The sequence below is a fragment of the Kitasatospora sp. NPDC086009 genome (assembly GCF_044540385.1).
GTDB lineage: Bacteria > Actinomycetota > Actinomycetes > Streptomycetales > Streptomycetaceae > Kitasatospora.
Genome location: NZ_JBITSA010000007.1, coordinates 135,944 through 149,213, shown reverse-complemented (window position 1 = coordinate 149,213; position 13,270 = coordinate 135,944). Strand labels below are relative to the sequence as shown.

Below are 13,270 nucleotides of genomic sequence, written 5' to 3'. Positions count from 1 at the left end.
CCGGGGCCGCCGTCGGCTCCCCGGCGGCGGCTACAGGTAGTCGTCCAGCCGGGCGAGGGCGAAGCCCTGCGCGGTGACGTCGTTCACGACCTTGCGGAGCAGGTCGGGCATGGTGCCCGGCCACAGGTCGGTGCCCCGGAAGTGGGTGAGGATGATGTCCCCCGCGTGCAGCCGCTGGTCGTCGTAGCGGTACTCCATGTGGTCGGGGAAGGCCTCCTCGTTCCAGAGCGGCACCGCCTCGATGCCGCAGGAGGCGGCGGCCCGCAGGGTGTCGTCGTTGTACTCGCCGTACGGGGGCCGGAACAGCCGGGGCCGGGTGCCGATCTGCCCCTCCAGCTGGTCCTGCTGGCGGCAGATCTCGTCCCGCTGCACGTCGTAGCCGAGCACCTTGAGGTTGCGGTGGTTGATGGTGTGGTTGTTCACCGCGTCGCCCTGGGCGGCGAGGTCGCGGAAGTAGCCGTAGTCGGCGCGCGCGAGGTAGTCGGCGACGAAGGTGCTGAGCGGGATTCCGAGCTCCGCCGCCATCCGGGAGAACTCCGGGTCCTTCTCCGCGCCGTCGTCGACGGTCAGGAAGACGATCTTCTCGTCGGTCGGGACGCGGTACACCACCGGCGGCCGCCCGTCCTGGAGCCGCACCCCCTGCACCGGCTTCAGCTCCGGCTTGGACACCGGTGGCCGCGGCGCCCGCAGCGGCAGCCGGTCCACCCCCCAGCGCCGCGCGGTCTCCAGCGCCTCGCGGACGGCCGTCTCCCGGCGCGCCACCGCCTCGCTGCTGGTCTCCTCCTCCGCCCGGGCCAGGCCGGGCAGCGCCAGCGGCACGGCCGGCGGCCGGGGTCCGCCCCGCTCGGCGGTGGAGGTGGCGGCCGGGTCGGCCGGGGCGGGGGCGGCGGCGCTCAGACCGGCCCGCGAGGACGGCGCCTGGTGTCCGGTCGGCGCGGCGCAGCCGGCGATCACCGCCGCCAGGCAGACCACCGCCACGAGGCCGGTTCCGGCTCGGCGACTCCCCCTCAACCCTCCATTAATACGATGATCTGATGGTGTGTCCATGGAGCACTGCTCCCCCGCCACGCCCACCGGCCAATCCCACCGTCACCCACCCGGCGCAACACCGGTCCGCGCAGGTCACCGGGCCGTCCAGCCCGGATAACCGTTCGCGCCGGGCACCGTCCGACGCCGATAATCCGGCGCATGACCACCACCACCCCCCGCACGAACGACCGCTGGGCCATCGAACGGGCCGATGTGAACTCCGAGGAGGCGCAGGAACTGCTGCGCGCGTACTACATCGACGTCGCCAACCGGTACTACCGGCTGCACCTGGGCCGGGACGGCACGCCCGAGGAGATCGAGACCGGCCTGGCCGACTCCCCCAGCGACGACCTCGCGGAGCCGACCGGCCTCTTCCTGCTCGGCCGCCTCGGCGGGGCCGCGCAGGCCTGCGCCGGCCTGCGGGTGCTCGACGACCGCACGGTGGAGCTGACCAGGGTCTTCGTCCGGCACGCGGCCCGCGGCACCGGCGGCGGCGGGCTCCTGCTCGCCGCCGTGGACGAGGGCGCCCGAGCGCTCGGCGCCGAGCGCGTCGTGCTCGACACCCGGCTCGACCTCATTGAGGCCCGGGCGCTCTACACCCGGCACGGGTACCACGAGATCCCGGCGTACACCAGCGGGGCGTACGCCGAGGTCTGGTACGGCAAGGACCTCACCGAGCAGCAGGGGTAAGGCGGTTGACGCCGGTCGCGCCCCACCGGCCGGCGGGGCGGGGGCTGCAGGGAGCAGCACGCGCGGCGGCCCCGAAGTCCAGCCCGGGCGGCGCATCCACACCGGAGATTCGTCGCGCCCCGCGGCTCGCGCGGGGCGACGGCTCGCGGCGAGGGGGCTCGGCGGGGCGGTTTCCCGTCCCCAGCTCCCGCCCCCGCCCAGGAGTCGCCTGGCGGGCGGGGGTGAGAGCATGAAGAACGGCCGCCGGACCTGGCCAGGTACTCCGACGGCCGTGGCCCCGTCCGTCAGGGGGCGGAGCACTTCGAACGCTATGACAGTCCGCAGCCACTCGGCTACCGCGGTGGGCCGTCCGGGGGATGCCGCGTGTCGCGCGGCCTCCCGGACCGTCCGACCGATCCGCTACGATCCGTGCTCGAAAGGTCGCCCTGCGGCACCGGCGGACCTCGCCGCCGCACTCCGGGACACGACACGAAAGCGGTGATCACCCTGGCCAGGCCGCGCTCCAGCCTCGTCATCGCCCTGGCACTCGCGACGGCGGTGCTCGGCGCCGCGGTGCCGCCCGGCGCGGCCGCGGCGGACGCTCCGGCCGCCGGCGTCGGTGACCCGGTCTTCCCCCAGCTCGGGAACGCCGGCTACGACGTGCAGGGCTACGACCTCGACCTCCGCTACCGCCCCGACAGCCGCACGGTCGACGGCACCGCCGTGGTGACGGCGCGGGCGCTCACCGCCCTGCCCAGCCTGGAGCTGGACGCGCTCGGCCTGGACGTGCACGCCGTCCGGGTCGACGGCCGGCCGGCCGCGTTCCGCGCGCACGAGGAGAAGCTGACCGTCGTCCCGGCCCGTCCGGTGCGCCGCGACGCCACGCTCCGGGTGACGGTCGACTACTCGGCCGACCCCGCCGCGAAGCTGCCGCACACCGGCTGGGTCCCCACCCCTGACGGCTTCGCGGTGGCCGGTCAGCCGGACGGCGCGCACACCGTGTTCCCGTGCAACGACCACCCGAGCGACAAGGCCCGCTTCACCGTCGCCGTCACCGCGCCGGACGCCCTGTACGGGGTGGCCAACGGCCGGCTCACGACGACCGAGCGGCGCGACGGCGGGCAGACCACCCGCCGGTACGTCTCGCGCGAGCCGATGGCCACCGAGCTGGTGCAGGTGTCGGTCGGCGACTACACGGCGCGCGAGCGCACCGGCCCGGGCGGGCTGCCGCTGCGGGACGTCGTCCCGACCGCGCGCGCCGCCGATCTGGAGCCCGCCCTCGCGCTCACCCCGGGCCAGCTGGCCTGGGCCGAGCAGCACCTCGGGGCCTTCCCGTTCGAGACGTACGGGCTGCTGCCCGCCAACACCGACGACCCGGCGGCCTTCGGCTTCACCGGGCTGGAGACGCAGACCCTCACCCTCTACAAGCCGAACTTCCTGCGCCAGCCCGAGCCCCTGATCGGCTCGCACATGATGCACGAGCTGGTGCACTCGTGGTTCGGCGACAGCGTCTCGCCGCGCACCTGGGCGGACCTCTGGCTGAACGAGGGCCACGCCGACTTCTACGGCCTGATGTACCGCTACGAGCGCGGCTGGCCGGACTCGGGCGGCTTCGCCACCCTCACCGACCGGATGCGCGACGTGTACGCCAAGGGCGACCAGTGGCGCCGTGACTCCGGGCCGGTCGCCTCGCCGACCGCCGCCGACCTCTTCGACAGCCAGCGGTACACCGGCGGGGCCCTGGTGCTGTTCGCCCTGCGCGAGCGGGTCGGGGCGGCCGCCTTCGACCGGATCGAGCGGACGTTCCTCCGCCGGCACCGGGACGGCACGGCCACCACCGCGGACTACATCCGGACCGCCTCGGAGGTGTCCGGCCAGGACCTCACCGCCTTCCTCACCGAGTGGCTCTACGGCGACCGGACCCCGGCCATGCCGGGCCACCCGGACTGGACCGTCACACCGGTCACGCCGACCGACCGCGCGGCCGACCGGTCCGCCCCGGCGCCGCGCGGCAGCGGGACGCTCTGAGCCGGTTCCCCTCCGGGGTGCCGGCCCCACCCGGTGCGGCGGGCCCCTCCCCGCCTCCCGGCCGGCCACCGTCGCCACGGCCCCGCCGTACGCCGGAGCGCGCCGGTCCGGTGCGCTCGGGCGCCCATCGCGCGCCCTGTACGACGGGGGTCCGCGGGCGCATCGTGGTCACACGGCCCGCCCGCCGCCCGGCCGAGTTCCGGCCGGCTCGCGGGCCGTCCAAGGTCCGCGCGCCGGCCGGCCCCGCCGGCCCGCTCCGGACGATGCCGAGGCCCCGCCCGTGACGCCCGGCGGGGGCCGCGGCGCCGGTCCGCGACGCACTGCTGGAAAATGTGCCCTTCCGGCAGGCAACCCGTTCGACCTCCCATCGCGTTCAGCAGCCGTGAGTAGGACGACGACGGCACGGCCACCACGGCCGGCGATGACGGCGGGAACGACGGGAGCACCATGGCGGGGGCGGCACGATGAGGGATGCGACACCGGACTTCGAGGAGTTCGTCGCCGCCCGCAGCCCGCGCCTGCTGCGGATGGCCTGGCTGCTGACCGGCGATCCGTACCTCGCCGAGGACCTGCTGCAGACGGCGCTCGCCAAGGTCTGGCCCCGGTGGGAGAAGATCGCGATCGACCGGCCGGAGGCGTACGTCCGGCGGGTGCTGGTGAACTCGCACGTCTCCTGGTGGCGGCGCCGCTGGCACGGGGAACTGCCGCACGGCGAACTGCCGGAGCAGCCCGTGACCTCGGACCCGTTCGAGGAGCTGGTGGTCGGCGAGGTGGTGGCCGCCGCCGTCCGGGCGCTCCCACCGCGGCAGCGCGCGGTGGTCGTGCTGCGGTACTTCGAGGACCTGAGCGTCGAGGAGACCGCCGAGGCACTCGGCTGTACCACGGGCACGGTCAAGAGCCAGACGCACCGGGCGCTGCAGGCCCTGCGCGGCAAGATGCCCACCCGGGAGCTGCTGCTGGAGGGGGGACGCCGTGACCTGGTCTGACCCCGACCGCCCCGACCGCCGGCCCGGACACCCCGGGTTCGGCGACCCCGTGCTCGGCGCCCCCGACGGCCTCTCGATGGCGGACGCCGAGGTGGAGGACGAGCTGCGCGTGCTGCTGCAGCGGGCCGCCCCGCACCTGCCCGCGCCCGCCGACCGGATGGACCGGATCCGCGAACTCGCCGCCCGCAACCGCCGCCGGCGCCGGGCGGCCGGGCTCGGGGCCGGACTGACCGGGGGCCTGCTCGCCGCCGCGCTGGCCGCCGCCCCGGCCATCGCCCCCGCGCCGACGCACACCGCCCTGCGCCCCTCGGCGGGCGGACCGGCCGCCGACGCACCCGGGAACGGGGCCCCGTCGCCGAGCCTGCCACCGGAGGGCGCGCGCCCGGCGCCGAGCGTCTCCCCGAGCTCCCTGCCCCTCGCCGAGGACGACTGGCAGGCGGTCCGGTACCCGGAACTCAACAGTGTGATCATCCGGGTGCCGCCGGGCTGGTCCACCCTGGTCGTGCGCTCCCCCGACCCGCTGCGCGCGACCGGGTACACGGCCAGCCAACCGCTGGCGGCCGGGCCCGAGTGCGCACCCGAGCCGGGCTACTGCACGCCCCTCACCGCCCTGGCGACCGACGGCGCACTCGTCAGCATGACCCTGCTCAGGGACCCGGCCTACCTCGGGAAGATCGCGGGGACGGGGACCACGATGGCCGTGCAGGACTCCACGATCGACAAGGAGTGCAGCCTCCGCGGCGGCACCAGCCAGCTCACCGGGCACCGGGCGATCGCCCTGGGCGACGCGGTGGCGGTGGTCGAGCTGACCGCCTGCCTGAACCACGCGTCCACCCGGACCCTGGGCCTGGTCCAGAAGATCGTCGACTCCGTCCGGATCACCGGCGGCGCCTCGGGGGTCGCCGACGGCAGCCTGGTCGACTGAACCCGCCCGGCCCCGCTCCGCCCACCCCGCATCCCGAAGGCGGTCCCACCATGGCCCTGCCCCGTCGCACCCTCGTCGGCCTGATGCTGCTCCTGCTGGGCTGCGCGCCCGCCACCGCGGGCTCGGCGGCCGCCCCGTCCGCGCCGCCGCGGCCCGGACCCCCGGCGGCCCGGGACGCGGCCGAGCCCCCGCCCCGGTGCACCCGGCGCCGCCGGCACCCCGCGAACCGGCCCCGGCGGGCCTGCCGGGCCGCCGGGCCGGCCCCCGACCGGGGCGGCTCACCGCGGCGGCCCGGCAGGCCCTGGTGGTGACCGGAACGCCGCCGCCGGGCGAAGGATCCCGCTGACGGCCGCCCCCTCGACGTCCTCGGCGGCGGGCCGGAGATCCGTCCTCCGACGGCGGCGGGACCGCGGGTCGCGGGCGGCAGACAGCCCCGGGCCCGGCCGGGGTGACCGACCGGGCCCGGGGCGGACGGTGGTCAGTAGCGCAGCACGGCGGCGATCCGGTCGCGGCCGGCGAGCTCGCCGGAGGGGACGAACTGCACCTTGGCGCCAGTGTCCAGGGCGCGCTCGACGATCTCGTCGACCATGTCGTCGCGGACGTCCGGCTCGTCGGCGGTGGTGGGCACCAGGTGGCTGTCCGTGACCCGCACCGGCTCCCAGTAGTCCTCCTCGACCGCCAGCAGCGCCGCCCGGCCCTCGTTCACGTTCTGCCAGACCTCGTCGATGCCGGCGGCCAGCGCCTTGACGCTCTGGGCCGAGTCGAGCCGCGCGTGGAGTTCGGCGACGGCCTGCTGCTCCTGCTTCGCGACGATGGGGCGGACGGCCTCGGCGACGGCGGCGGCCGAGGCGTGCCCCAGGCCGCCGCGCGGCACCTGGGCGGCGGCCCGCTTCACGGCGGTGCCGACCTCGTCCAGCAGGGCGAGCGCGGCGGCCTCGCCGAGCACGTACAGCGGGCGCGCGTCGGCCTCCAGGACCGCGGCCAGCGCGGTGTCCGCGTCCCGCAGGAAGCGCCTGGTCTCCTCGTCGCGGAAGGTGCTCGGCACGTCGCCGATCCGCTCCTTGCGCTCGACGTCCCAGTCCGGGCCGACCTGGTCCAGGGGGAAGGCGCCCGCCGTGTGCTCGGCCAGCCGCGCCGCCGTACCGCCGAACAGCGCGACCCGGTCGGCGGCGACCGTCAGCACCCAGTACGGCGCGCCGGCCGCGAAGGCGGAGACGAGGTTGCGGGTCAGGAAGGTCTCGGAGAACACCACCCGGGCGGCGACGCTCCGCGGCAGCGACCAGACCTGGTGCTCACCGGGCGCCACGAAGATCGCCAGACCGTCCTCGGCGTGCACCAGGTCGATCTCCCGCAGGGCCCGGTCCAACTGCTCCACCACGTCCAGCCGGTCCGCCCGGGACACGGCCTCGTCCGCGTGCAGCCGGTTCTTGGCCTCCGCGATCAGATTGCGCAGGCGCACCGGGTCCTGGGCGTTGTCGGGCTCGCTTCGGTGGGTGGGCAGCAGGATGGAGACGGCCGGGTAGCGCCGGGGGCGGCGCAGTTCGGCGAGGACGGCAGGCGTGAGCTCGGCTGCGTGCATCGGATGCCCTTCTTGTCGCGGTTGCCTCGACATGCTCGGCAGAATCAGATTCTCTTATGGTTTGCCAGCTTTGCCGGATTTGCCTCTCCACCCCTCCCCATCCAAACCCGCTCCTATGCCCGGCGCCACCGAAAAGGTGTCCGTATCCACGGTGGGACCGGGCGCACCGGACCCATCGGGAGGCCCGCCCCCGCCCACGGAAGATCCGCCGCTCAGCTGAGACGCGATCAGAACCCTCTGATCGTCGGGCAGTTATGTCGTACGGCGGGCCCAGACCCTCCGCTGAGCGCTGCCGCGCGCACCGGCCGGCCACCGCGCTGCACGTGTCCGGCATGCTGCTCGCGACGCGCGGCCGGCACGGCGGCGCGCGGCGGGCCCTGGCCGAGGCGGCGGAGCTGCACCGGCGGGTGCACGGCCACGACCACCCCGCGTGGGCGGAGAACCGGTGACGGCTGGGCCGGGTGGTGGCGGCCGCCGGACAGGACGCGCGGGCCCGCGGGCTGTTCGTCGGGGCACGGGCGGTGCTGGCCGCCCGGCTCGGCCCGGAGCACCCCCGGCTGGTACCGATCGACGCCGCGCTCGCCCGGCTCGGCCCCCGCCCGCGTGACGAGGACGGGTGAAGCCGGCGGTCCGGCCGTAACCCGGGTGGCGCAGTGTCGTTGGGCGGGGCATGAAGAAGCGCAGCTTGCTCGCCGTCGCCTCGCTCGCCGTGGGTGTCGTGGCCTCCCTCACCGCTCCCAGCGCGCACGCGGGCGCGATCGGCGGCCAGGGGGACCTGTCCGGCCCGCTCCAGCAGGGCGGCACGCTGAACGCCGCGCCCGCCGCCCTGCCGGGGCAGGTCGGCGACGCCGGCGGGGTGCTCGGCGAGGCCACCGGTCACGTGACCGGTCAGGCGGACGGCCTGATCGGCCTGCCGTCCTGACGCCAGTCCGGGCGGTAGCGGCCGTCCCGGCGGTACCGGCGCTCGGTGGTCAGCCGAGCGGGGCGCCGAGGTCCTGGGTCCAGTAGAGGCCGCCGGGCCCGGTGGTCACGCCGATGCCCACGTCCTTGAAGCCGCAGTCCAGCATGTTCGACTGGTGGATCCCGCCGTCCATCCAACGGGAGACCACGGTGGCGGGGGCGGTCGGGCCCCGGTCGAGGTTCTCGCCCCACTGGGACCAGCGGTACCCGGCCGCCGACAGCCGGGCGTCCGCGCGGGCGCCGTCGGGGTTGACGTGGTCGAAGTAGCTCCGGGCCACCATGTCGTCCGAGTGCTTCTGCGCCGCCGCGTGCAGCTTGGGGTCGATCCGCAGCGGGGCGCAGCCGACCTTGGCACGCTCGGCGTTGACGAGGTCGACCAGCTGGCGCTCCGGGCTGGGCGGCGTGGCCGGGCGCGCGGTCACCGGGGACGGCGGCGCGGTGACGGCCACCGGCGGCTCGGTGGGTGTCGAGGTCGGCGCCGGCGGGGCCGCCGGGGTCTCGGTGACGGGCGGTTCCGGTACGGACTGCACGGGTATCGCGGGCACCGGCAGGCTGTCGGGCAGGGTGTCGGGCGCGGCGCTCGGGGTGGTCGGTTCGGGCGCGGCGTGCTCGGGTCGCGGATGCGGCCAGACCAGGGCGAGGGTCGCGACGGCCAGCACCGCCGCCGTACCGCCCGCGACGGCCGTCCGACGCCGGATCGGGCCGAACCGGCCCTGCGCTCCCCCCGGTCCGGACGCTCCCCCGGAGCCCGTGGCACCGCCCCCCGGCCCGCCGGCGGAGCCCGGCGGCGGGGTGGAGCCGGCCGCGGCGGCCGCGGCCTGGAGCTGCAGCCCCGTGGGCGAGTCCAGCGGGATCGGCACCAGCGCCAGGCCGGCCAGCAGGCCCTCGGCGGGGAAGAGGTCCCGGCCGAGCCCGTCGCAGCCGGCGCAGCCCCGGATGTGCCGGGCGATGCGCTTGCGCCACACCGAGTCCGGGGTGCCGTCCCAGCCCGCCGTCAGCTCGACCAGCTCCGCGCAGCGCGGGTAGGCGGTGAGCGCGCGGACCACCACCCGGCCCGCCTCCAGCTGCTTCTTCATCCGCTGGACCCGGACCGCCGTGTGCTGCGGCGTCAGGTCGAGCGCCTCGGCGAGTTCGGCCCGGCTGAGTTCGCCGCAGGCCTCCAGCCACCAGAGCGCGAGCAGCTCCCGGTCGTCCGGGTCCAGCCAGCGGGTGGCCTCGGCGACCTCGCGGCGCTGGCCGGACAGCCCCAGCCGCAGGATGGTGAGGTCGGTGAAGTCGGCCCGCGGGTCGGCGAGCTCCCAGGCCTCGTCGAGGCCGCCGACGGTGCTCTGCTGCTGGCCGGTGAAGCGCCGGCGGACCTGGTTCATGGTGATCGCGACCAGCCAGGAGCGGAAGGACTCGGGGTCGCGCAGCCCGTCCAGGCCGTCCAGCGCCCGGATCATGGTCTCCTGGGCCACATCGTCGACGTCGGCGTGGCCGTTCAACGCACGGCCGGCGACGTTGTAGACCAGCGGCAACCAGGCGGCGACCAGCGCCTCCTGGGCCTGCCGGTCGCCGGACTGGGCCGCCAGCACCAGGGTCGTCCCGGTCCTGCTCTGCACGTCAACGTTCATGGGTACGCACTCCGTCTTGCCGTCATCCGTCCGCCGTTGCCTCCTGGGAGACCTCGGGGAAGTGCTCAGATAACAACAATTCGCGCGGATTCGGAAACGGGGGTTCGAGCGGGGGCCGGAGATCAGGACGGGGAGGCGAAGACCTGGGTCCACCAGGGGCCGCCGGAGCCGGTCTTCACACCGACGCCGATCTGCTTGAAGGAGCAGTTCAGGATGTTGGCGCGGTGGCCGGGGCTGTTCATCCAGGCGTCCATCACGGCCGCCGGGTCCTTCTGACCGCGGGCGATGTTCTCGCCCCAGCTGCTCCAGCGGTAGCCGGTCGCCTCGATCCGGTAGTCCGCGTGCCGGCCCTCGGGGCTGGCGTGGTCGAAGTAGTTGCGGGCCGCCATGTCCTCGCTGTGGCCCTGGGCGGCGGTGGCCAGCCGGGAGTCGGCGGTGAGCGGTCCGCACCCGTTCTGGGCGCGCTGGGCGTTGACCAGGTCCACGACCTGCTGGGCGTACTGGGCCGCGGTACCACCCGCGGGGGCGCCGCTCGCGGGGGCCGCGGTGGTCCGGGGCGGCGTCGCGGCCGCGCTCGTCGAGGCCTTCGGGGCGGTGCCGGCGCTCGCGGTGGAGGTCGGCTTGGCGGTCGCCGAGGCCGTGGCCGGGGCGGACGCGGTCGGCGCGGCGGCACCGGCCGAGGGGCTCTGGCCCGCGGCGGCCGAGTCGGACGGTGCCGGGGTCGCGGTGGCGGCGTGGGCCGGGTCGGCGGCGGAAGTGCTGTCGGTGGGCGAGGGCTTCAGCGCCGGGTCGATGACACCGGACCCGGGGATCTGGATCCCGTTGTGGTCCCCGGCCTCCGCCGCGATCTGCGGGTCCAGGGCCACCGTCCACTGCCCGTCCCGGTCGGCGGACCCGTGGTAGTAGCCGTACCCGGCGCCGGCCAGCGCGGCGATCACCCCGGTGCCGGCCACCGCGGCGACCACCGCCACCACCGGGCCGACGCTGCGACGGCGGCGGCCCCGACGGCCGCGCCCCCGGTGGCGGTCGGCCGCGCGCCGTGCCGCGCGGCCGCCGTCGGAGGCATCCGGGCCCCCGACGGCGGGGAGGATCGTCGTCCTGTCTTCGCTGTTCACCTGGGCACACTTCCTGTTCGGGCCGGCCGGTACGGGTGCCGACACCTGGGAGACCCCCCGGCGGCGCGCCGATAACAGAAAGTACGAACGAATTTCCGATGCTCCGGCCGGTGGCCGGTCGGACCGGTCGGACCGGGGGGACCGGTCGGACCGGGGGGACCGGTCGGACCGGGGAGACCGGTCGGACCGGGGAGACCGGTCGGACCGGGGAGACCGGTCGGACCGGGGAGACCGGTCGGACCGGGGAGACCGAGGAGACCGGGGAGACCGAGGCTTCCGGAGCCTGTCAGCCGGCGGCGTCCGGCGCCATGGCGTAGGTCACGAACATGGTCCGGGGGGGGACCTGGCCGTCCGTGCCGCGGGCCCGGTGGCCGTCGTCGGCGGTGCTCCAGCGGACGGCGTGCCGGCCGCGCCCGGCGGCGATCGCCCTGAGCCGGGCGAGCGGCGCCTCCACCGCAGCGCCGACCCGGACGTCCGCAGCATGACGGGCCGTCGGATCCCTTCCACTGGACGGTACGGCCAAGAGCCCCGGCCGGCGCATTACGCGGTGGCGCAATCCCTCCGGCCGCGCCCGGGGCGTGTCCTGCGATCCGGAACGGGCCGCGTCGCGGATGCTGGAGCCTCCCCGCCCGATCCGTTCGCCGGTCCGATCCGCGCCTCCCGCGTCCCGGTCGGCCCCGATACCGCGTCCGACCCGCTCTCGGTCCGGCCGGCACTCGGGTCCGGCCGGCACTCGGGTCCGGCCGGTTCTCGGGTCCGACTGGCGCCGAGCCCCCATCGAGGAGCCCCATGCTGCTCCGGCACCTGGCCCTGACCTCCCGCGCCGTGGCGGGCGAGCCCGGCCGCCGGGCCAAGACCACGCTGCTGGCGGACTGCCTGCGCGAGCTCGGCCCGGCCGAGGCCCCGGCGGCGGTGGCCCTGCTCTCCGGAGAGGCCCACCGGTTGCGCACCGGCATCGGACCGGCGGCCCTGCGCGACCTGCCGCCCGCCGTCGCCGAGCCGTCCTGGGGCGTCCGGGAGACCGAGCAGGCCCTGGAGACCATCGCCGCGGTGCACGGCCCGGGCGCCAGGGCCGAGCGGCAGCGGCTGCTGGCCGAGCTGTTCGGGCGGGCCACCGAGGTCGAGCAGGCGTTCCTGCGGGCGGTGCTGGTGGGCGAGCTGCGCCAGGGCGCGCTGGACGCGGTGGTGGCCGACGCCGTCGCCCAGGCCGCCGGCGTCCCGGCGGCGGCGGTGCGGCGGGCGCTGATGTTCCGGGGTTCGGCCCGCGCGGTGGCCGAGGCCGCGCTGACCGGCGGCGTGCCCGCCCTGGAGGCGTTCCGGCTGGAGGTCGGCCGCCCGGTCCGGCCGATGCTGGCCGCCTCGGCACCGGACGTCGCCGCCGCGCTCGACCGGATCGGCCCGGCCACGCTGGAGTGGAAGCTGGACGGCATCCGGATCCAGGTGCACCGGGACGGCCGGGACGTCGCGGTGTTCACCCGGAGCCTGGACGACATCACCGCCCGGGTGCCCGAGGTGGTCGAGGCGGCCCTCGCCCTGCCGGTGCGCTCGGCGGTGCTGGACGGCGAGGCGATCGCGCTCGGCCCCGACGGCCGCCCCCGGCCGTTCCAGGAGACCGCCGCGCGGACCGCCTCCCGGCAGGACCCGGACCGGCTGCGCGCCGAAGTGCCGCTCAACGCCTACTTCTTCGACCTGCTGCACCGCGACGGCGTGGACTTCGTGGACCGGCCGGGGCTGGACCGCTGGGCGGCCCTCGACGAGTCGGTGCCGGCCGCCCTGCGGGTGGCGCGCACCGGGACGACGGACCGCGAGGCCGCCCTGGCCTTCTTCCGGGACACCCTGGCGCTGGGCCACGAGGGCGTACTGGCCAAGGACCCCGCGGCCGGCTACGCGGCCGGCCGGCGCGGAGCCGGGTGGATCAAGGTCAAGCCCCGGCACACCCTGGACCTCGTGGTGCTCGCCGCCGAGTGGGGCAGCGGCCGGCGGCGCGGCTTCCTCAGCAACCTGCACCTCGGCGCCCGGGCCGCCGGCGAGCCCGGCCTCGGGCCCTGGGTGATGCTCGGCAAGACCTTCAAGGGCCTGACCGACGAGACGCTCGCCCGCCAGACCACCGAACTCCTCGCCCGGGAGGTCGAACGGGACTCGTACACCGTGCGGGTACGGCCGGAACTCGTCGTGGAGATCGCCTTCGACGGCGTCCAGCGCAGCCCCCGCTATCCCGCCGGGCTGGCCCTGCGGTTCGCCCGGGTGCTGCGCTACCGGCCCGACAAGAGCGCGGACGAGGCGGACACCGTGGCCACCGTCCGGGAGATCGCCGCGGCGGAGGGGCTCAGCGAGGCCGGACCCGCCTCGGAGAGGTGATGACGGTC

Annotated in this window: 13 protein-coding genes; 8 read left to right on the top strand and 5 right to left on the bottom strand. The window is 76.3% G+C overall.

The window, feature by feature from the left end; all coding sequences use genetic code 11:
- Positions 1-30: 30 nt before the first annotated feature.
- Positions 31-978, bottom strand: a complete 948-nt coding sequence (locus ACIF6L_RS19465; protein WP_396486353.1) for a polysaccharide deacetylase family protein — start codon at positions 976-978, stop codon at positions 31-33.
- Between the two features lie 210 nt (positions 979-1,188).
- Here ACIF6L_RS19465 and ACIF6L_RS19460 point away from each other — a divergent pair, with 210 nt between their 5' ends.
- The 4 genes from ACIF6L_RS19460 to ACIF6L_RS19445 all read left to right on the top strand — a co-directional run bounded on the left by ACIF6L_RS19460 (position 1,189) and on the right by ACIF6L_RS19445 (position 5,637).
- Complete coding sequence (locus ACIF6L_RS19460; protein ID WP_396486354.1) at positions 1,189-1,719, top strand: GNAT family N-acetyltransferase; 531 nt, start codon at positions 1,189-1,191, stop codon at positions 1,717-1,719.
- 486 nt (positions 1,720-2,205) lie between these two features.
- Positions 2,206-3,726 (top strand): M1 family metallopeptidase, encoded by a 1,521-nt coding sequence (locus ACIF6L_RS19455; protein WP_396486734.1) that lies wholly within the window; start codon positions 2,206-2,208, stop codon positions 3,724-3,726.
- 464 nt (positions 3,727-4,190) lie between these two features.
- Positions 4,191-4,712, top strand: coding sequence for a SigE family RNA polymerase sigma factor (locus tag ACIF6L_RS19450; protein ID WP_396486355.1), 522 nt, complete (start codon positions 4,191-4,193; stop codon positions 4,710-4,712).
- Complete coding sequence (locus ACIF6L_RS19445; protein WP_396486356.1) at positions 4,699-5,637, top strand: hypothetical protein; 939 nt, start codon at positions 4,699-4,701, stop codon at positions 5,635-5,637. Before ACIF6L_RS19450 ends, ACIF6L_RS19445 begins: the two co-directional genes overlap by 14 nt.
- A gap of 478 nt (positions 5,638-6,115) precedes the next feature.
- Here ACIF6L_RS19445 and ACIF6L_RS19440 read toward each other — a convergent pair whose 3' ends face one another.
- Complete coding sequence (locus ACIF6L_RS19440) at positions 6,116-7,216, bottom strand: chemotaxis protein (RefSeq protein ID WP_396486357.1); 1,101 nt, start codon at positions 7,214-7,216, stop codon at positions 6,116-6,118.
- Positions 7,217-7,272: 56 nt separating this feature from the next.
- Between ACIF6L_RS19440 and ACIF6L_RS19435 the strand changes: the two genes are divergently transcribed.
- From ACIF6L_RS19435 to ACIF6L_RS19425, 3 genes are read left to right on the top strand one after another with little or no spacing between them, the layout of a single operon-like run.
- Positions 7,273-7,665, top strand: coding sequence for a tetratricopeptide repeat protein (locus ACIF6L_RS19435; RefSeq protein WP_396492546.1), 393 nt, complete (start codon positions 7,273-7,275; stop codon positions 7,663-7,665).
- A 12-nt stretch (positions 7,666-7,677) separates the two neighbouring features.
- Positions 7,678-7,836 carry a hypothetical protein gene (locus ACIF6L_RS19430; RefSeq protein WP_396486359.1) on the top strand — a complete coding sequence of 53 codons (159 nt, stop codon included), beginning with the start codon at positions 7,678-7,680 and terminating at the stop codon, positions 7,834-7,836.
- Between the two features lie 50 nt (positions 7,837-7,886).
- Complete coding sequence (locus tag ACIF6L_RS19425) at positions 7,887-8,138, top strand: hypothetical protein (RefSeq protein WP_359804460.1); 252 nt, start codon at positions 7,887-7,889, stop codon at positions 8,136-8,138.
- 49 nt (positions 8,139-8,187) lie between these two features.
- On the opposite strand, the gene ACIF6L_RS19420 is transcribed toward ACIF6L_RS19425, so the two are convergent.
- The 3 genes from ACIF6L_RS19420 to ACIF6L_RS19410 form a co-directional block, all read right to left on the bottom strand.
- Positions 8,188-9,789, bottom strand: coding sequence for a sigma-70 family RNA polymerase sigma factor (locus ACIF6L_RS19420; RefSeq protein ID WP_329485962.1), 1,602 nt, complete (start codon positions 9,787-9,789; stop codon positions 8,188-8,190).
- A 122-nt stretch (positions 9,790-9,911) separates the two neighbouring features.
- Positions 9,912-10,904, bottom strand: coding sequence for a CAP domain-containing protein (locus tag ACIF6L_RS19415; protein WP_396486360.1), 993 nt, complete (start codon positions 10,902-10,904; stop codon positions 9,912-9,914).
- Between the two features lie 286 nt (positions 10,905-11,190).
- On the bottom strand, positions 11,191-11,358 hold the full coding sequence (locus ACIF6L_RS19410; RefSeq protein WP_396486361.1) for a hypothetical protein: 168 nt from the start codon (positions 11,356-11,358) through the stop codon (positions 11,191-11,193).
- Positions 11,359-11,693: 335 nt separating this feature from the next.
- On the opposite strand from ACIF6L_RS19410, the gene ACIF6L_RS19405 reads away from it, so the two are divergent.
- Positions 11,694-13,262, top strand: a complete 1,569-nt coding sequence (locus ACIF6L_RS19405) for an ATP-dependent DNA ligase (RefSeq protein ID WP_396486362.1) — start codon at positions 11,694-11,696, stop codon at positions 13,260-13,262.
- Positions 13,263-13,270: the final 8 nt, after the last annotated feature.